The sequence below is a fragment of the Cobetia sp. 3AK genome, from assembly GCF_029846335.1.
Taxonomy (GTDB): domain Bacteria; phylum Pseudomonadota; class Gammaproteobacteria; order Pseudomonadales; family Halomonadaceae; genus Cobetia; species Cobetia marina.
The window spans coordinates 112,090-129,370 of sequence record NZ_JARWKR010000001.1; the positions used below are offsets into that span (position 1 = coordinate 112,090).

15 protein-coding genes are annotated in these 17,281 nt (G+C 66.0%); 4 read left to right on the forward strand and 11 right to left on the reverse strand.

The features are described from left to right. The first annotated feature begins 194 nt into the window (after nucleotides 1-194). On the forward strand, nucleotides 195-800 hold the full coding sequence (locus QD228_RS00480; RefSeq protein ID WP_136938208.1) for a Smr/MutS family protein: 606 nt from the start codon (nucleotides 195-197) through the stop codon (nucleotides 798-800). A 130-nt stretch (nucleotides 801-930) separates the two neighbouring features. Further along, on the forward strand, nucleotides 931-1,773 hold the full coding sequence (locus QD228_RS00485) for a transporter substrate-binding domain-containing protein (RefSeq protein ID WP_279855058.1): 843 nt from the start codon (nucleotides 931-933) through the stop codon (nucleotides 1,771-1,773). A 96-nt stretch (nucleotides 1,774-1,869) separates the two neighbouring features. Here the strand turns inward: QD228_RS00485 and QD228_RS00490 are convergent, their stop codons facing one another. From QD228_RS00490 to QD228_RS00515, 6 genes are all read right to left on the reverse strand, one after another. After that, nucleotides 1,870-3,108 carry a patatin-like phospholipase family protein gene (locus QD228_RS00490; protein ID WP_279874061.1) on the reverse strand — a complete coding sequence of 413 codons (1,239 nt, stop codon included), beginning with the start codon at nucleotides 3,106-3,108 and terminating at the stop codon, nucleotides 1,870-1,872. 48 nt (nucleotides 3,109-3,156) lie between these two features. Continuing rightward, on the reverse strand, nucleotides 3,157-4,113 hold the full coding sequence (locus QD228_RS00495; protein WP_279874062.1) for an alpha/beta hydrolase: 957 nt from the start codon (nucleotides 4,111-4,113) through the stop codon (nucleotides 3,157-3,159). Further along, the gene (locus QD228_RS00500) at nucleotides 4,110-5,045 is read right to left on the reverse strand and encodes an alpha/beta hydrolase (protein ID WP_279874064.1); all 936 of its coding nucleotides are present in this window, start codon (nucleotides 5,043-5,045) and stop codon (nucleotides 4,110-4,112) included. The genes QD228_RS00495 and QD228_RS00500 overlap by 4 nt, the downstream gene beginning before the upstream one ends. Before the next feature lie 100 nt (nucleotides 5,046-5,145). Next, complete coding sequence (locus tag QD228_RS00505; RefSeq protein WP_279874066.1) at nucleotides 5,146-6,393, reverse strand: DUF4340 domain-containing protein; 1,248 nt, start codon at nucleotides 6,391-6,393, stop codon at nucleotides 5,146-5,148. Then, the gene (locus tag QD228_RS00510; RefSeq protein ID WP_279874068.1) at nucleotides 6,390-9,107 is read right to left on the reverse strand and encodes a GldG family protein; all 2,718 of its coding nucleotides are present in this window, start codon (nucleotides 9,105-9,107) and stop codon (nucleotides 6,390-6,392) included. The genes QD228_RS00505 and QD228_RS00510 overlap by 4 nt, the downstream gene beginning before the upstream one ends. Beyond that, entirely contained in the window at nucleotides 9,095-10,288 is a 1,194-nt protein-coding gene (locus tag QD228_RS00515) for an ABC transporter ATP-binding protein (RefSeq protein ID WP_279874070.1), read from the reverse strand. The genes QD228_RS00510 and QD228_RS00515 overlap by 13 nt, the downstream gene beginning before the upstream one ends. A gap of 209 nt (nucleotides 10,289-10,497) precedes the next feature. On the opposite strand from QD228_RS00515, the gene QD228_RS00520 reads away from it, so the two are divergent. Together QD228_RS00520 and QD228_RS00525 are read left to right on the forward strand one after the other, a co-directional pair. After that, on the forward strand, nucleotides 10,498-10,686 hold the full coding sequence (locus QD228_RS00520; RefSeq protein ID WP_084209085.1) for a hypothetical protein: 189 nt from the start codon (nucleotides 10,498-10,500) through the stop codon (nucleotides 10,684-10,686). Between the two features lie 46 nt (nucleotides 10,687-10,732). After that, the gene (locus QD228_RS00525; protein WP_077372342.1) at nucleotides 10,733-11,683 is read left to right on the forward strand and encodes an AEC family transporter; all 951 of its coding nucleotides are present in this window, start codon (nucleotides 10,733-10,735) and stop codon (nucleotides 11,681-11,683) included. A gap of 123 nt (nucleotides 11,684-11,806) precedes the next feature. Here the strand turns inward: QD228_RS00525 and sixA are convergent, their stop codons facing one another. The 5 genes from sixA to QD228_RS00550 form a co-directional block, all read right to left on the reverse strand. Beyond that, nucleotides 11,807-12,316 carry a phosphohistidine phosphatase SixA gene (gene sixA / locus QD228_RS00530; RefSeq protein ID WP_077372339.1) on the reverse strand — a complete coding sequence of 170 codons (510 nt, stop codon included), beginning with the start codon at nucleotides 12,314-12,316 and terminating at the stop codon, nucleotides 11,807-11,809. Between the two features lie 141 nt (nucleotides 12,317-12,457). Further along, nucleotides 12,458-13,585, reverse strand: coding sequence for an NAD(P)H-dependent glycerol-3-phosphate dehydrogenase (locus tag QD228_RS00535; protein ID WP_176492988.1), 1,128 nt, complete (start codon nucleotides 13,583-13,585; stop codon nucleotides 12,458-12,460). 308 nt (nucleotides 13,586-13,893) lie between these two features. Continuing rightward, the gene (locus QD228_RS00540; protein ID WP_077372333.1) at nucleotides 13,894-15,282 is read right to left on the reverse strand and encodes an NAD(P)(+) transhydrogenase (Re/Si-specific) subunit beta; all 1,389 of its coding nucleotides are present in this window, start codon (nucleotides 15,280-15,282) and stop codon (nucleotides 13,894-13,896) included. Then, nucleotides 15,282-15,614: an NAD(P) transhydrogenase subunit alpha gene (locus QD228_RS00545; RefSeq protein WP_077372330.1), complete on the reverse strand. Its 333-nt coding sequence runs from the start codon at nucleotides 15,612-15,614 to the stop codon at nucleotides 15,282-15,284. The genes QD228_RS00540 and QD228_RS00545 overlap by 1 nt, the downstream gene beginning before the upstream one ends. After that, a complete protein-coding gene (locus QD228_RS00550; protein WP_279874074.1) occupies nucleotides 15,611-16,843 on the reverse strand; it encodes an NAD(P) transhydrogenase subunit alpha in 1,233 nt (410 codons plus the stop codon). The genes QD228_RS00545 and QD228_RS00550 overlap by 4 nt, the downstream gene beginning before the upstream one ends. Nucleotides 16,844-17,281: the final 438 nt, after the last annotated feature.

Genomic DNA, 17,281 nt, shown 5'->3' on the forward strand with positions numbered 1-17,281 from the left:
TGGCGTCTCGCGCAGGCATTGTAGCGTTCACGAGGCGTGGCGGCGACCCTTGCACGCGCCATGGTCACCGCGCGTGACGTGCGCGACATCATGGGACGCCACTGACCTTGCACGGCACGGCGCGGTGCTTCACAGCACCGACAGCCACGCTATACTGCGCCCCTTGCCATTCACCGCTTGCGGAGCCCCCAGCCATGCCCCCCCGACACGACGACAGCTCGGATGACGGCGACGATTTCAACGCCTTCCGCGCCGCCCTCAAACAGGCCGGCGTGCGCAAGATCACCAGCAACCGGGCAGACCCCGGCCGCAAGCCGCTCAGCCGGGACGAGCAGGCCCGACTGGCCGCGCGTCGCGCTGCCGCCAGCGAAGCCTCGACCGACTCTCTCGGCACGCCATCGCGCACCACGGACGGCCAGGTCGAACCGGTCACGCCCAGCCAGCTGCTCGACTTCGCGGTACCGGACCTCCCCTACCGCCAGCGCCAGCGCCTCAAGCGCGGCGAGATCGCCTGGGAAGCCGGTCTCGATCTGCACGGCTACACACTGGAGCAGGCGCGCAGCGAGCTGGAATCCTTCATCGATGACGCCATCGCGCGGCGCTCACGCTGTGTGCTGGTCGTACATGGCAAGGCGTGGACCGGCATGGCGGATCACCCGATCATCAAGAGCCACGTCAACGCCTGGCTGCGCCAGTGGCCGGACGTGCTGGCCTTCACCTCGGCGCTGGAGCTGGACGGCGGCAGCGGCGCAGTTTATGTATTGTTGCGCAGCAAGGGCCGTGATCCGTTGATGGACTGAGCGAGCCCCTCCATCGCCACGCCACGGAGTAGCGACACAGGACATCTGAGCATCTGAACACCTGAGCAACTGAACATCTGAAGCAGGCCTCACGCCGAGCCTGCCACCATAACGACAAGGGAACACCCCGATGACACCCAACGCTGAACACTCCACACGCCAGCCCTCACGCCGCGCGCGCTCCACCGCCATCTTCAGCGGCGTGACCGCAGCCACCCTGTCACTGACGCTTGCCATGCCCGCTGCCGCCAGCGATTCCCTGGCCGACAGCACGCTTTCCCGCGTGAAGGAGACTCAGGTGCTGAAGGTCTGCACCACCGGTGACTATGCCCCCTTCAGCCATCGTGAAGACGACGGCGAGTTCGAGGGCATCGATCTCGACATGGCCGCCTCGCTGGCCGCAAGCCTGGACGCAAGCGTCGAGACGGTTCCGACCAGCTGGCCGACGCTGATGGAAGACTTCACCTCCGGCAAGTGCGACATCGCCATGTCCGGTATCTCGATCAAGCTGGATCGTCAGGCACAGGCCTACTTCAGCCTGCCCTACCAGACCGGCGGCAAGACGCCCATCGTGCGCTGTGAAGATGTCGACAAGTACCAGACCGTCGCCCAGATCAATCAGCCGAGCGTGCGCATCACCGTCAATCCGGGCGGCACCAACGAGCGCTTCGCCAATGAATTCCTGAGCGATGCCACGCGCGTCGCGCATAACGACAACCGCACCATCTTCAACAACATCATCGAAGACCGCGCCGACGTGATGGTGACGGATGCCATCGAGACCCAGCTGCAGGCCAGCCGTCACCCGGCGCTGTGCAGCGTGCATCCTGATGCGCCATTCACCTTCTCCCAGAAGGGCTATCTGCTGCCGCTGGGTGACAATATCTGGAAGGCCTACGTTGACCAGTGGCTGACCCAGATGCAGGGCACCGGCGAGCAGGCCGCCATCTTCGAGAAATGGATCAAGGGCTGAACCAGCGCGTCAGCGTCAGCCTGAGCCACATGCCAAAAGCCCCCGCCAATCTCGTTTGGCGGGGGCTTGCGTCATTGCCGCGTGCTCATCGACCTCCTAGCCATCCAGCCCCTTCTCATAACGATCCAGCGCCTCGGCGGCCAGGTGACGGCCCAGCTTGATCAGGCCTTCGGCCCGATGGAATTCGTAGGCGCCACACACCGTCTTGGGGATCTCGACCAGAATGTCCGGCGGATACCCGGCGATCTTGTACTTGGCCAGTGTCGCCTGGGTGATATCGAAGGAGCGCATCATCATGTCGAGCTTGCCCCAGGCCTGCTCCGGCGAATTGTCGTCGTCGACTCCCTCCTCGATCTCCGCGAGGCGCCGCGACTCCCGATTCTCGCTCTGACGCCCCTGCGCCTCGCGCGGGTCAGCGTCGTCCCGGCCCTCCTTCACGGCCTGATTCAGCACATCGTTCAGGGTCGCGCCCGTGCTGGTGACGGGCTCCGTCTCCGGCGCCTCCGACAAGGCCGTGAAGGGCGGGGCGAGACTGCCTCCCGGCGGCAGCGGCACGCCGCCCAAGGGGCTCACCGCCGAGGTGGAGGATGGCGGTGGCTCGGCGAGTTCAGGAGGCTGCGTCGTCTCACGTTCGGCCGAGAACATGCGCTCGGCACTGCGGCGCACGCCACGCAGCCAGTCACCGAATCCGCCCTCCTGCGCCTGCAGCGCGGCCTCGCGTGCTTCCTCTTCGGCCGCCTCCGCCGGGGGCAGCATCTGCTCCAGCGTCTGGTTGCGCGGCGAGTGCGCGGTGGCATTCACCGCCAGCACCAGATCCACATGCGCGGCCACCAGCGGCGTGATGGGCAACGGATTCATCAAGCCACCATCCACCAGCATCTTGCGATCGCGCTGCACCGGCGTGATCACCCCCGGCACGGCGATGGAGGCCCGGATCGCCTCGAGAAGATTGCCGCTCTGGAACCAGACCTCCTTCTGGGCGATCAGGTCCGTGGCGACGGTGGTGAGCGGTATCGGCAGGTCCTCGATGCGCGTATCCCCGATCAGGGCCTCCAGCTCTTCCATGATGCGACGGGCGCGAATGGCGCCCATCGGGCTCCAGGTCACGTCCACCAGTCGCAGCACATCGAAATAATCCAGCTTGCACACCCAGTCCCGATAGGCGTCGAGCTGACCGGCGGCATAGATACCGCCCACCAGCGCGCCCATGGAGCAGCCGGAGATGGCGCGAATGTCGTAGCCCCGCGCCAGCACTTCCTCGATGACACCGATATGGGCATAACCGCGTGCCCCGCCACTCCCCAGTGCCAGGGCGATGGTCTTGCGCTTGGCCATGGCATGTCTCCCGATGACGATGATGAAGGATGACCTTGGCGCGACGGACTACTCGCCCGCGACGGTCCAGTCGATGATCCGTGCCGCGACCGCCGCGACATGTCCCGGCTCCAGATGCAGGTGATGGCCGCCGGGCAGGACGCAACGCTCCAGCCCGCGCACGGCCGCTCGCGCCAGCTGCGCTTCGGGCCGCTCCCTCAGGATACCCTGCTCCCCCTCGATCAGCAGCACCGGCTGATTGACGGCGGCCAGCAGCGCCAGTACCTGCTCCGGGGTATAGCGCATCACCGAGGGTCTGAGCAGACGACGGTCACTGCACAGCCGCCAGCCCTCTTCGAGGGGTTCGAGGTTGCGCTCGACCACCGGGCGTATCGTCTCGGCATCCACGGGCGTGACGCCTCCGGCCACACGCGCCGCCACCGCCTCCTCGATGCCACGATAGTGCGCACGACGCGACGGCTGGCTCCCTGAGGCCTCTCGCGAGAGCGGACGCGCATGACGCGCCAGCAGGCCACGGCGCAACTGCCCCACCACCTCGTCAGCCGGTGTCGCCAGCGCCCCGATACCGTCGATCAGCACCAGTCGTGCGACATGCTCCGGCAGGGCCGCTGCGACTTGTCCGGCGACGGCAGCGCCAAGCGAGTGCGCCAGCAAGGTGACCGGTGCCTCCGACATGCCCTCGCCTCGCAACCCCTCCAGCGCTTCGATGACATCGTGACAATAATCCCACACCGCATAGTCGCCATCCGGCCCCTGGGGACTCGAGCGACCATGCCCGACCAGGTCGATGGCCACGATCCGGATGCCCAGTCGCTCACACAGCAGAGGTGCCAGGCGCGTGAAGCTGGCGGCATTGTCGAGCCAGCCGTGCAGCGCCAGCCATACCGGGGCGTCAGCGCTGGCCTGCTCGGAGCGCCACTCCAGCGCCGCTATCTCGCCGCCGCAGCGCCGCGTGAACGTCAAGGGACGAGGGGATGGGCGTGATGTGCCCGTCGTGCAATTCATGCCATCAACTCCGGTGCCAATTGCGAGAGGGTCGCCAACAGCGCCTCACGCGTCAGATCAGGATGCTCAAAAGGATACATGTGTCCGCCCGGCACCGTGGCGACCTCAAGCCCGGCCCGTTGGAGCCTGGCGATGCGCGGTGGCGTCAAGAGGTCCGACTGCTCACCTGCCAGTATCTTCACCGGTACCATGAGCCTGGCCACGGAGCCCGTGAGGTGATCACTCAGATGGCGGAAGATCTCCACCTCGTGACGCGTATCGAAGCTCAGCGACAGGCTGCCATCGCCGTGGCGATGCGTGGCATGCTCGATGTAGTCCGCAAGTGCGCGGGGCGTGAAGTTGGCGAACAGCGAGCGGCGACGCAGGTAATCATGCATCGCCTGAGGCGAATCCCAGCGGGCACGCCGGCCACGCGTGCGCCCTGCCGGCGTGACACGGTCGATGAAACCGAAGCGCTTGGCGATCTTGAGGCCGATGGCATCACGTCCCAGCATCAAGGGCGGGTCAAGCAGGATGACGCAGTGGAAACGCGCCGGCTGCTTGAGCGCGGCCATGTAGTTGACCACGCCTCCCAGCGAATGCCCTACCCCGATGACCTTGCGACTGTCCGGCGTGCCCACCGGCCCCAGCGCCGTGTCCAGACAGGCCAGCCATTCGTCCCGCAACGCGATCAGATTGCGCCCCACCGGATAGGCGGGATCATGCGCCAGCCTGTCCACCGGCAGCAGATCGAACGACTCGGCCAACGGGGCCAGCAGGCTGTTGTAACAGGCGCCGGTGAAGCCATTGGCATGGGCAAACGCCAGCAGCGGACGTGACTCTCGCGGCTCGGACACCTCCCGAGACTCCGCTTGCGGCGTGACCTCTACGGCCCCCGCCACGGCGGATTGCCCAGCGGATGCTGATGAGGCATTGCGGGATGGCACTGTCATCATGAAGTCTCCTCACCTTGCGTGGCGGTGTCGCCGGATGCCGCAGAGCAAACGGTCGTTTGACCCAGTTTCCCAGCATGCCAGCCCCACCGCCACCACGCTACTCGCCTAATGTCTCACCTTGCGCGGCAGGCCTGTCATCCACCGTCGAAGCCACCTCTTCGCTCGCTTGGGAAGCCGCCTGCAGAGCGGCCTGAATCGCCGTTGGCGACAGTCTGCCCGCCTCGAGGCCACCGCCCGCCTCTGCCGAGCCAGCGGACACGCCAGGATGAGGCCCGGTATGGGTCTCGATGACCTTGCCCAGACCGATCAAGCGCTCGCGCAGCGCACCGTTGACCTGGATCTCCACTGCCGCGAGACGCCGTACCAGAGCCGCCGGCCAGCGCGTACCCTCCAGGGTCAGACGCGCCCAGGGCTTGCTGCCGGAAGCGATGGACAGCGTCAGCTGCAGGTGATCATCCCGCGATGGCGGCTGGCGATACTGCCGCGCGGCGTGGGACCAGTTCAGGGTCAGCGTGACCGCCGGCTGCCAGTCCGCCTGCGCGACACGCAGGCGCAGATCGTTCTGGTTCAGGGGCGAGAGCGCCGCCATGAGGGCCTCGGCCGCCGCGCTGTCGGGGGCAAGCCCCCGCGTGTGCGGGGTATGGGATGCCTGCGGATGAGGCGCCAGACGCACCTCCACACGACTCAGCGCGGGCGGCCCCTGCATCTCGTGCAGCAATGCGGACAGATCCAGCACCTCGCTTGCCGCCAGGCCGCCCCGCCAGTCCGGCAAGCCGATGTCACGAGACAGTTCCAGCACCGGCGAGTCCGGCAGCGAAAGCCAGCGCACGTAACGCCCCGGCAAGGCATCAGCACCACTGCGGGCAGCCGACGGCGTGCCGCCCAGTTGCAGACTCACCTCGCCATCACTGCCGGTGACATTCACTACCGGAGTCTGCCCCGCCAGCCCCAGCGCCTGAAGCGCCTGGTCAGTCGCGGGCTTGCGCGTACGCAGACGTGCCTCGCTCAGCTGGTGCAGCAGCCCGATCACCTTGTCCTGACGCGCCGGCCAGTTGCCCAGTGATGCCAGCTGCCAATCCCCCTTCGGGTCTCGCGTCAGACTCAGCCAGTCCTGCGCCTCATCGGGATGGCGACGAATGCCGATTCTCTGCGCCGTCGCGGCGACATGCGACAACGCCGGCAGCGGTGTCAGGATGGCGCTTGAGGCCTCGCCCTCCTGAAGCGGAGCGCCTGGCCCGGCATCCGGAAACGAGCCCGACTCACGCGGGCCGAGCGTCAGAGCCCCGATCGCCAGCAACGAGGCCAGTGCTGTCAGCGCCCATCCGGCGCGATTGAAGCGACTCATGCGTCACCTCCCCTACGGCGCTCACCGCGATGATCCTCAGCGGCTCGGTCAGACGTGCTGGATGAGGCCGGCCTGTCGGATGCCGACGCCGTCTCGGCGCTGGTGGACGCGGACAGTCCCCCGCCACCGAGGCGATGACGACCGGGCTGACGATGGCCGGACAGTCGCCCGGCAGGGCGATAGCCCGCTCGACGACTCGCGTGATAGCGCCGCCAGCAGATCAGCTCACCCAACAGGCCCAGCAACACCGGCAGCGCCAGCAAGGTCCAGAGACGAAGCCTGCGACGCAGATCATCACGCTCGGCATTCGCCGCGCGCTGCTGGCGCGCGAGTGCGCTCTCGAACGCCTGTTGCATGTCATCCAGTGCCGTTCGCTGGTGTGCCGCCTCCGCCTTGTCGGCCACCGGGGCAGCCCCCAGTGCACTCAGGCGCGACTGCCAGTCATTGCGCAGACGGGTTTCCTCGGCCGCCTGGCGATCCGCCAGCTGATGCAGTCGCGTCAACTCGCGCACCTGATGGGCACCGGCACGCAGCGCCACCAGCTCCGGGCTGCCCGCCAGCACATCCACCGCGTTCTCCAGCCAACGGGCATTGGCATTCAGCTCGCGCTCACTGCCGTCCGCCGCGCTGCGCCGCCACAGGCGATCACTGGCCATGTCGACATCGCTGACCACCAGCAGCTGGCCCTCACGCCCGTCTTCATGCCCGTCGTCACGCGCCCCCTGATCCACTGGCGCCGGCCAGTGGGTCAGCACCGCCAGCCCACCCTCCTCGACGCCCTGTCCAGACAGGCCGGACAACGGCCGCGGGTCCATGCGGTTGGCGTACACCTTGTCGGCCGGCAGCAGGCGCGTGGTGTCGGCCCCTCGGATCAGCCACTGCCGCGAGGTCGCTGACGGTGTCTCCGCCGTCTCCTCACGTGGGGCCAGCCAACCGGCGCTGGACATCACCAGCTGATCGACATTCTGGTTCAGCAAGGCATCCGACAGACGGTCCGGGCCGATGCCAAGCAGCGTCGGACTGAGGGCGCGCGTGCCGTCCAGCAGACCGATCGGCAAGGCAAGTCGGGTGTCCGCCACCACCTCGCCGGCACGTGACTCAAGTCCTGCATGGGCCAGCAAGGCGCTCAGAGCCTCGGAAGCCGGGGCTGGCTGATCCAGCATCTCGGGGAACGGGTCCAGCATCATCAGCACTCGCCCACCACGATCCAGATAGTCACGGATCGCCGTCAGCGTCGCCGTCGGCAACAGGCGCGGGGCGATCACCAGCAGCGCATCCTGATCGGCGATCGGGCGCGCCGGGTCATCCCCGCCGGACAGCCAGTCGATGCGCAGGCGGGCATTGAGACGTTCCATCAGCCCCCAGCTGCCCAGTGCCCGGCCCTGCTCCATGCTCGGCTGACCCATCACCGGCAGGCTGGAGATCACGCCCAGACGGGGTGGCTGGGTGCGCGAGACTTCCTGGATCTGACGCGCGACCTGCGCTTCCAGTCCGCCGAGATCGGAGGCCTTGAGCATCGGGATCGCACGGCGCTCGGAATAGGGGCCATCGATGATCAGACCGAACAGCATTCTTTCACCGCCAGGCAGCGAGAGCGCCGTGAGCCCCTGGGCTTCGAGATCCGTGAAATCGGCACTGTCCGGCTGCGGGTCCACCCGCTTCAGGCGCACCTGAGGCTCACGCGCGAAGGCGCCCAGGCGCGTCTCGATTCGTGTCGCCAGCTCCCGCAGCTGCGGGAGGTCCGCGGCAAAGCGCTCGCTGTAGGCGAAGGTCAGCGTCACGGGGGATGTCAGCCGCGACAGCAGCTCCCGGCTGGCAGGGCTCAGGCTGTGCTGGCGGGTATCGGTGAGGTCATGCGTTGTGATCAGCGGATTGGACGCGTTCGGGGATACCATGGCGGGCAGACGCTGGGCGGCCAGCAGCACGGCCGTGACACTTGATGCCACGGCCAGGGCGACCAGCCACTGGGGCGCCTGCCGACGCGTGTTGCGCTCCTGCTTGAGGCCACGCACCTGCAGCACCAGACCGGCCAGGGTCAACGACAGGAAGTAGCCGACATCCAGCAGCGCGGGGCGCCCTTCGCTGAAGGGCGTGAGATGGGCCGGCAGACTGATCAGATCCAGCAGCTGCACCCAGTGTGGCGCCAGATGACGCGCCAGCTGAGCAGTCACCGCCGGCGTGCCCGGCAGCATCAACGCCAGCCCCAGCACCAGTGCCCCCAGCCAGGCCGAGAGCGCCGAGGGCGCACGGACCGCCAGCGCCTGACCGAGACTTGCCAGTGCCATCACCAACAGCGCCATGCCAAGATACCCGCTGAGCACAAGGCCGAGATCGGGATCGCCCAGCCAGTGGATCAGCACCAGCAACGGTGCCGTCATCGCCAGGCCCAGCCAGCCCAGCACACAGGCGCTTGCCAGGCGGGCACCCGCCAGCCGCCATGGGCCAAGCCCGAGCCCTGACAGCCATTCAAGCAGGCCATTGGCGCGCTCTTCCGGCCAGCCACGCAGGGCCAGCAACGGTGTCCATAGCACCAGCAGCCATGGCAATACCTGCCACAGCGCCCCCAGGTCCGCACGATCACGTGCAAGAAGATCACCGACCTCGAAGGCCCCCAGCGGGGCCAGCACCGCCATCACCACCAGCAGAGACCAGCTGGCCCCCTGGGTCATTGCCTGATGCAGGTCACGCCGCACCAGCGCCATCATCGCCCCCATGACGATACCTCCTGATCCGCATCCAGGGGGCGCTTCACGCGCGGCAATGGCGCGGGCTGCTCGGCCATGCGCGCCACCAGCTGACGGAATGCCACCTCGATGTCCCCCCGCTCATGCACGCACTCATCGAGCCGTATCTGCATGTAGCTGCACCACCGCGCCAGCGCGGAGCGCGGGTCCTGCCCGGGCCTGCCCACCAGTCGATAGGCCGGGTCCGCCATCAGGCGTCGCCCTGAGCGGGACACTCGCTCGGCGCCCTCGGGCGACACGGCGGTGATGGCCGCGACACCGGGCAGCCGCGAGACGCTGGCCAGTTCCAGCTCGCTGAGTTCGCGGCTCAGGATCACTCGCCACACCGGCAAGGGCGACGTGCCGCCATGAGCGGCACCGAGTCGCTCACGATAGGCACTGGGCACCGCCTCGCTGACGGACAGGGCCGCCAGCGCCGCCGGCGTGTCATCGAAGCCCAGCTGGCCGTTGGCCATGACCAGCACGCGATCACAGATCCGCGGCACCTCTTCCAGCAGATGAGTGGAGACGATGATCAGGCGCTCGCGCCCCAGCTCGCGAATGAAGGCGCGCACGCTGTCCTTCTGCAGCGGGTCCAACCCATCGGTGGGCTCATCCAGCAGCAGGATGTCCGGGTCATGGGTCAGCGCCATCGCCAGTGCCACGCGCCGGCGATAGCCTTTGGATAACACGGCGCACAATTGATTGGCGAACGGCGTGATGTCGAGGCGATCCATCAAGGCAGGCAGGCGCTCCTTGCGAGTCTTGCGCGACAGACCATGCAGGCCCGCGACGCACTCGAGCGTCTCGCGCACGGTAAGCTGCGGCCACAGTGGTGCCCCTTCCGGCAGATAGCCGATCCGTCGCTTCAGGCGATTGAGCTGACGCTGACCGGCTCGCCCATCGAAGGCCACTCCCTCGAGCGACAGTTCACCATCGGTTGCCGCCAGGGTGCCTGCCAGCATGCGCAGACTGGTGGTCTTGCCGGCGCCATTGGGCCCCAGCAGGCCGATCACTTCGCCGCGAAAGGCCTTGAAGGAGAGTCCGGACACGGCCTGGTGAAGGCCGAATTGACGCCCCAGCCCCCGGCTTGCCAGCAGTGGCACAGGCGCAGGCTGATGAGGCAAGGGCACGGAAGACGATGCGGCAGAGGTCGCGTATGGGTCCTGCAAGTTACCCGCTCCTTGTGATGATGTGGGGCCTGCGCCCGAAAGATTGCAGCACAGGGTAAGCGGACAGCCTGCGCTCGCCAAGCCGGGCGCGCGCCTTCCAGTCTGCTGCGCTGCAAAATCCTGATATGCTGGCGCTATTCTGCCGCAAGGCGAGGCGCCGGACATCCGTGAGGCGCCGGGACCACGCGCTCACCCTTCCAGGAGTTCCCATGCCCGATCCGCACGTCAACTCGCCCTCTTCCGGCTCCCGTTCGAACGCCTCACCGACACCCGAGGACCTGGAGTCTTCCACGGACGAGCGCTCGACCAGGCGCCCGCAGCGTGACACACGCCTGCGCAATCGCCTGTTCTGGGCACTGCTGACGGCAGCATTGATCACCGGCTTCTGGCTGATCTGAGGGCGGACTGACATGAGCGAGAGACTGACATGAGCGAGAGACTGGAATGAACGACATGCTGGCGCTGTTCGTCGCGACACTCAACATCACCGTGCCGGTCTTCGCGATGGTATTTCTGGGACTGGGTCTCAAGCGTCTCGGCTGGATCGATGACACCTTCATCGGCACCGCCTCTTCCCTGGTCTTCAAGGGCACCATGCCCGCACTGGTGTTTCTGTCCATCGTGCGAGCGGACCTCGACCACGCCCTGCGCCCCGGCATGCTGCTCTACTTCGCCTGCGCCACGCTTGGGACCTTCCTGCTGCTGTGGGGCTGGGCCATCTGGCGCATTCCACTGAAGGAGCGCGGCGAGATCGTCCAGGGGGCGTTTCGTGGCAACTGTGCCATCGTCGGGCTGGCACTGGCAGCCAACCTCTATGGCGATCTCGGCCTGTCGATGGGCGGTATCCTGATGGGCGTCGTCATCCTGTCCTACAACATGCTGTCAGTGGTGGTGCTATCGAGTTATCTGGGCGATGGCCGCACCAGCTGGAGTGCCATCGCGCGCGGCATCATCACCAACCCGCTGATTCTCGGTGTCCTGGCGGCGCTGCCCTTCGCGGCGTTCAGCTGGCAGCTGCCCCAGTGGCTGGAAACCTCCGGCGACTACTTCGCGCGCATGACGTTGCCGCTGGCGCTGATCTGCATCGGCGGCACCCTCTCGATGCGCTCACTGCGTGAAGGCCGCCAGCTGGCGCTGAGTGCCAGCCTGATGAAGATGATCAGCGTGCCACTGGTGGCCACGGCCTTCGCCGTGCTGCTGGGCTTTCGCGGCACGGAACTCGGTGTGCTGTTCCTGTTCTTCGCCTCACCGACGGCGGCGGCAAGCTTCGTGATGGTGCGGGCCATGGGCGGCAATGATCGCCTCGCCGCCAACATCATCGCCATCAGTACCCTGATGGCCGCGCTCACCATCACCCTGGGCATCTTCCTCCTCAAGCTGAGCGGATTGGTTTAGCACCTTTCGGATGACGCAACGCAAGCGCCCCCGACAGCGAATGGCTGACGGGGGCGCTTGCGTCTGAAGCTCATGTCCCGGTCCCGGTCCCGGTCCCGGTCCCGGGCACGCGCCTGCGCGTGTTCAGTCAAGCTCCGCCGGGCTGACGAAGTGGTGCAGGTCCGCCAGACCTGCCGCCCAGATATCGGCATCCAGCCACGCCAGACTCGCGGTGGCAAAGGCCAGCTGAGTGCTGCCGGGGCCATCCACCAGCGCACTGGCCAGGCTCGACACCAGCGGGTTGTGGCTGATGATCAGCCAGTCACGCGGCTCACGCGCCTCGCTGCAGGGCGGAACGTGGGTCTGCAGCCAATCCAGCACCGGCGTGAGCGGGTCATCCGGGGTGATGATTTCCAGAGTCGTCTGTTGCTCACCGGCAAGCTTGAGCGCCGAGGAGACTTCCTGCGCCGTCTGCTGGGCACGGGTGAAGGGGCTGACGACGAGGGTCAGACGGGCACGGCGTTCCGCGGGCAACTGATGCGCCAGCCATTGCCCCATGCGGCGGGCTTCTTCACGCCCTCGGGCGCTCAATTCCCTGCTGGCGTCCGGCGAGCCGGAGCTTGCCTCCCCGTGACGCATGATCAATACACTCATGGCTTTCTCCTGAAGGGTGACTACCGCGCGGGACGAAGATCCGCCCTCGCCGGTCGATGACAGTGCTCGCACGGCCGGAGCGCCGAGCGAGGAACGGGATGGCACCACTCAGCCGATGCCACCCCATGGAATTGAGAGTCTTCAGGAGCCATCAGGTTCCAATTGACGCGCCTGCTTGACGGACTCGCGCGACAGCACGAACTCCACATCCGTGGATTGCTCACCGCCCATCAGGGCGCGGGCCATGTGGTGAGGATCGACATCCTCGAAGAGCACCTTGGCCATGCCATTCACCAGCGGCATGTAGATCTCCAGACGCTCTGACTCATCCTGCACCAGTCGCACCGTATTGACACCTTCCGCGACCTGCCCCAGCACCTCCACGGCCTGATCCAGAGTACGCCCCTCCCCGAGGGCGTAGCCGACCCGATAGTTGCGCGACAATGGCGACGAGCAGGTGACGATGAGATCCCCCACGCCGGCCAGGCCGAGGAAGGTCATCGGATTGGCGCCCTTGGCCACGGCGAAACGGCTCATCTCGGCCAGCGCCCGTGTCATCAGCATGGCGCGGGTGTTCTCCCCCATGCCCAGGGCCGCCGCCATGCCCGCGGCGATGGCGTAGATGTTCTTCAGCGCCCCGCCCAGCTCCACCCCGTAGCGATCATTGCTGGCATAGACCCGGAAGTAATCACAGCCGAAGGCCGTCTGTACGCGTGCGCGGGTGTAGGGGTCATCCGAGGCGATCACCGTCGCGGTCAGCTGACGCTGAGCGATCTCACTGGCCAGATTGGGGCCGGAGAGCACGCCGATGTGGGAGAAGCCGGTTTCCTCTTCCAGCACCTCGCTCATCAGGGTGAAGCCTTCGCTCTCGATCCCCTTGGTGGTCGCGACCAGAATCTGCTCCTCGCGCAGATGCGGGCGCGCTTGACGCACCACACTGCGAAACGCCTTGGAGGGAATCGCCACGCACACCAGTTCCGCCTCCTTGAGGGCCTCTGCCATGTCGGTGGTGGCCCGCACGGCCGAGTTGATGACGAAATCCGGCAGATAGCCCGAATTGCGGTGCTCGGTGTTGACCTCTTCGGCCTGGATTGCATCACGCATCCACTGGGTGACATTGGCACCATTGTCGGCGGCGATCGAGGCGATCGCGGTGCCGAAGCTGCCGCCGCCCAGCACACAGACATTCAAGCCGGCTGCCTGCGGTGCACTTTCCGAAAGCTCGCGATCACGGATGGCGCGACGAGGAGCGGGTGAAGAGGCAGACATGAAGACTCCTGGTAGTGGCGTAAGAAGGAGAAAGAAACGCGGATTCGGCAACTGTCGCGCATTGTACCTCTAGTCAGTGCCTGTCGTCGGCACCTGTCGGGCTGCCCTCGCAAGCCAAAGCCTGCGTGGGCGATGACATCCTGACAGTGGTGGCGATGACGTCATATTCAACTCTCCTTGATGAGGGATGGCGAACACGAAAACGCCGGCAACTCTCAAGGCAGGAGCCCCGGAAGTTGCCGGCGTCGTCACGAAGGCCGATGGCCATCGCGTCTGCATCAGGCAGCGATCACCGCCCGGCAGTCAGTTCAGAGTGTCTTGAGCGCCGTGATCATGTCGCCCACCACCTTCTGACCATCGCCATAGACCATGCGCGTGTGGTCCAGATAGAACAGGTGATTCTCGACACCCGAGAAGCCTGCTCCCTGGCCACGCTTGATCACCAGCACGTTGCGTGACTGATCGGCATTGAGGATCGGCATGCCGTACAGCGGGCTAGAGGGATCGTTCTTGGCGACCGGATTGACCACGTCATTGGCGCCGATGACCAGCGTCACGTCGGTGTTCTCGAAGTCGTTGTTGATCTCGTCCAGGTCCGCGATCATGTCGTAGGGTACCCCGGCTTCCGCCAGCAGCACGTTCATGTGGCCCGGCATGCGACCGGCGACCGGGTGGATCGCGAAGCGCACTTCCACTCCACGCTCGCCCAGCAGCTCGACCATCTCCCAGACCTTGTGCTGCGCCTGGGCCACCGCCAGACCATAGCCCGGCACGATGATGACGCGCTCGGCGAAGGCCAGCTGCACGGCAGCGTCCATCGGATCAGAAGCCTTCATGCTGCCTTCGATCTCGCCCTGCTCCGCGCCGCTTGCGCCACCGAACTGCTTGAACAGCACGTTGCGGATCGGTCGGTTCATCGCCTTGGCCATCAGCTGGGTCAGCAGCGTACCCGCCGCCCCGACCACGGTACCGGCGATGATCATCGCGGCATTGCCCAGCACGAAACCTTCCATTGCCACCGCAAGGCCCGTCAGCGCATTGAACAGCGAGATGATAACCGGCATGTCCGCGCCGCCGATGGGCAGTGCCAGCATGGCGCCGAACAGCAGTGCCAGCACGAAGAACACGATCACCAGCGAGCTTGACGGCTCCACCGCCGCGATCACCACCCCGAGATAGATCGCCAGGCCCAGCACGATCATGTTGATCAGCTGCTGATTCTGGAAATGGACAGCCTTCTTGATGCGCCCGTCCAGCTTGGCCCAGGCGATGATGGAACCGGAGAAGGCCACCGCACCGATCAAGGCGCCGAGAACGCCCAGCCACAGGGCCAGCGAGCCGTGCTGCTCGATCAGTCCCGGGTTGTCGCTCATGCGCATCAGCTCGACCGCGGCGATCGCCGCCGCCGCGCCGCCGCCCATGCCGTTGTAGATGGCGATCATCTGCGGCATGTCGGTCATCGCGACCTTCTTGCCCGAGTACCAGGCAATGCCGCCACCGATCACGATGGCCAGCAGCATCAGCCCGTAGCGCCCGTCAATCTGCGGGTGCAGGAAGGTGAGCAGCGTGGCCACGACCATCGCGATCCCGGCCCAGTGGATGCCGCTGCGCGCCGTGGTGGGGTGCGACATGCGCTTGAGGCCCAGAATGAAGACTACCGCCGCGGCGAAATATCCTGTTTCGACCAGCCAGTTCATCAGCGAGCCTCCTTGTCGTTGATGGCGTTGGCCGCGTCAGCGCCCTTGCTGCGATCACTGGCCTTGAACATTTCCAGCATGCGCTCGGTGACGACGTAGCCGCCCACCGCGTTCCCCGCACCCAGCAGCACGGCGATGAAGCCGATGAACTGCTGCATGCCGGTCTCGGCCTGGCCGAGGGCGATCATCGCCCCGACCAGCACGATGCCATGGATGAAGTTGGAACCGGACATCAGCGGCGTATGCAGGATCACCGGTACCCGGGAGATGACCTCGTAGCCGACGAAGGCCGCCAGCATCAGGATGTATATGGCTGAGAGTCCTTCGATCATGCGGCGTCCTCCGCGCGAGCGCGTACGTCATCGTGGGTGATGCGACCCGCTTCGGTCAGGCGCATCGGGCCGAGTACCGCATCCTCGAAGTCCAGCGACAGTTCGCCATCCTTCATGAAGGGTGTCAGCAGGTTGAAGAGATTCTTGGCGTACATCTCGCTGGCATTGACCGACAGGCTGGAGGCCATGTCCAGCGGGCCGAGTACCGTGACGCCGCCATGTTCGACCCGGGCACCGGGCTGGGTCAGCTCACAGTTGCCGCCTCCTTCCGCCGCCAGATCCACCAGCACGGCGCCGGGCTTCATGCCCTCGACCATCTCGCGGCTGATGATGCGCGGCGACGGACGCCCCGGAATCGCCGCGGTGGAGATCACCACATGGGCATCGCCCATGTGACGCGCCAGTGCCTCGGCCTGCTGGGCGCGCTCCTCATCGGTCAGCTCACGGGCGTAACCGCCCTCACCGGAGGCATCGACACCGGTATCGATCATCTTGGCCCCCAGCGACTCGACCTGCTCACGGGCGGCTGCGCGAATGTCATAGGCCCAGACCTGCGCGCCGAGACGCTTGGCGGTGGCGATGGCCTGCAGCCCCGCGACACCGGCCCCGACCACCACGACACGTGCCGGACGCACGGTGCCGGCAGCGGTGGTCAGCATCGGGAAGAATACCGAGGACTCGTTGGCCGCCAGCAGTGCGGCATGATAGCCGGCCACGGCGGCCTGGGAGGACAGGGCATCCATGCTCTGGGCACGCGAGATGCGCGGCACGAATTCCATGCACAGGCTGGTCAACCCGCGCTGGGCAAGCGTCTGGATCAATTGCGGATTCTGATACGGCGTCATCAGGGCCACGATGACCGCGCCCTCACGGAAGTCGTTGATCTGGGACTCGCTGGGCGTACGCACGCAGAGGATGAGGTCCGCCGCGGCACGTGCCGCCGGGATGTCCTGCTCGGCGACGATGGCGACTCCGTCCTGCTCGGCATAGGCGGCATCATCGAAGTGCGCATGGCGCCCGGCGCCGCTCTCCACGTGCACGATGGCGTCGCCGGAGTCAGCGATGGCGCTGTCCAGATGACGCGCCAGCTTGCCGGCCGTCACCGGGTCCAGCGCGACACGACATTCTCCGCGCGCCAGGGTGGGGTCTGCGCTGCCCTGCTGTCCGTCTGCGGCCTGCGAGACAGTATCGGGCGCACGCATTTCACGCACGACAAGAATATTCAGCATCGCGCACCTCGTTTCACATCCATGTTCATGCCAGAGGCTGCCAGCCTTGAAAGGTTCATGGCGTCGTTCCTGTTGAGCGCTGATTCGCGTCATCCCTGCCTGCCCGATGCGCTTTCAGCGACGTTATTGTCTGTCACAGGTGAGGCGTGCCGGAATCGCAAGCCGCGGGTCACGCACGGCCAAGAGGCCTGACATCCCCTGTGACACGATGAGTGTCCAGTATCAGTCTTTTCTCGTCGGTGTATCAGGGTCAAGCGCTGCATTGCAAAAAAGGCAATAAAATCAATCATAAAGCTAACGTTATGCGCGACATAACAGTGAGCTTATGCCTGAACGACACTCCACATCTCGCCAAGCGACTGATTTCCAATGAGTTTGTGAATCAGGCCCTTCCAAGAATAGCTCAGCTTTGTGTTATGCATCGCATAATCTCGAGCT

What these genes read in the sequence shown, in the direction of transcription:
- QD228_RS00480 (WP_136938208.1), top strand. Translation starts at nt 195, where the DNA reads ATGCCCCCCCGACACGACGACAGCTCGGATGACGGCGACGATTTCAAC.
- QD228_RS00485 (WP_279855058.1), top strand. Translation starts at nt 931, where the DNA reads ATGACACCCAACGCTGAACACTCCACACGCCAGCCCTCACGCCGCGCG.
- QD228_RS00490 (WP_279874061.1), bottom strand. Translation starts at nt 3,108, where the DNA reads ATGGCCAAGCGCAAGACCATCGCCCTGGCACTGGGGAGTGGCGGGGCA.
- QD228_RS00495 (WP_279874062.1), bottom strand. Translation starts at nt 4,113, where the DNA reads ATGAATTGCACGACGGGCACATCACGCCCATCCCCTCGTCCCTTGACG.
- QD228_RS00500 (WP_279874064.1), bottom strand. Translation starts at nt 5,045, where the DNA reads ATGACAGTGCCATCCCGCAATGCCTCATCAGCATCCGCTGGGCAATCC.
- QD228_RS00505 (WP_279874066.1), bottom strand. Translation starts at nt 6,393, where the DNA reads ATGAGTCGCTTCAATCGCGCCGGATGGGCGCTGACAGCACTGGCCTCG.
- QD228_RS00510 (WP_279874068.1), bottom strand. Translation starts at nt 9,107, where the DNA reads ATGGGGGCGATGATGGCGCTGGTGCGGCGTGACCTGCATCAGGCAATG.
- QD228_RS00520 (WP_084209085.1), top strand. Translation starts at nt 10,498, where the DNA reads ATGCCCGATCCGCACGTCAACTCGCCCTCTTCCGGCTCCCGTTCGAAC.
- QD228_RS00525 (WP_077372342.1), top strand. Translation starts at nt 10,733, where the DNA reads ATGAACGACATGCTGGCGCTGTTCGTCGCGACACTCAACATCACCGTG.
- sixA (WP_077372339.1), bottom strand. Translation starts at nt 12,316, where the DNA reads ATGAGTGTATTGATCATGCGTCACGGGGAGGCAAGCTCCGGCTCGCCG.
- QD228_RS00535 (WP_176492988.1), bottom strand. Translation starts at nt 13,585, where the DNA reads ATGTCTGCCTCTTCACCCGCTCCTCGTCGCGCCATCCGTGATCGCGAG.
- QD228_RS00540 (WP_077372333.1), bottom strand. Translation starts at nt 15,282, where the DNA reads ATGAACTGGCTGGTCGAAACAGGATATTTCGCCGCGGCGGTAGTCTTC.
- QD228_RS00545 (WP_077372330.1), bottom strand. Translation starts at nt 15,614, where the DNA reads ATGATCGAAGGACTCTCAGCCATATACATCCTGATGCTGGCGGCCTTC.
- QD228_RS00550 (WP_279874074.1), bottom strand. Translation starts at nt 16,843, where the DNA reads ATGCTGAATATTCTTGTCGTGCGTGAAATGCGTGCGCCCGATACTGTC.